General features: G+C 72.5%; 1 protein-coding gene. It reads right to left on the minus strand.

Annotated features, from left to right (window positions below; translation table 11 throughout):
- Positions 1 to 382: 382 nt before the first annotated feature.
- The coding region (locus C3481_RS16610) for a hypothetical protein (RefSeq protein ID WP_219817690.1) at positions 383 to 571 on the minus strand (189 nt) is incomplete at its 5' end.

Here is a 571-nt window from a genome sequence, read left to right on the forward strand (position 1 = left end):
CCTTCGGAGCACGCTTGAGCACCACGCGAACCGGCCGGGCCTGACGGCGCTGGACCGTCCCGGCCCCCCGGGAACAGTCGATCCTGCACGCCCGCGGCACCGACCGCGTACGCCCCTCGGACCACGCCCGGAGTATCAGCGCGTCGGTCCCGGCTGCGGGAACTGTCTCGCCCCGACCCGGCCGCGTACCTGCGACGGGTGCCCGGCCGGTGGCCGCCTGCGACCCGTACGGCTCCCCGAAGCCGCAGGGCTGAGCCGTGCCAGGGCCGAACTACGCCCTGACGGTCAGCCGCCGGGTCGTGGCCCGCGGGCTCGGCGCGGAAGCAGCGGTGCTGCGCCCGCGCGAGCCGGTACGCCGTCGAGGGGCGAGGCGGCGTCAGCCTCAGAGACCGGTGCCCTGGATGCCGTCGAGTTCGTCCGCGTGGGTGGCGAACCATTCGGCCTCGCCTCCGGGATGGGGCAGGATCAGTCCGTACTCCATGGTGATGTCGGAGTCGATCTCGTTGAGCCCGACGATCAGTTGCTTGGGCGACTGACCGGTGATGGACGTCCAGGACGCGGCGATGTTCTT

Origin of the sequence: Microbacterium sp. Ru50 (genome assembly GCF_002920555.1) — a bacterium.
GTDB classification, from domain to species: Bacteria; Actinomycetota; Actinomycetes; order Actinomycetales; family Microbacteriaceae; genus Microbacterium; species Microbacterium arborescens.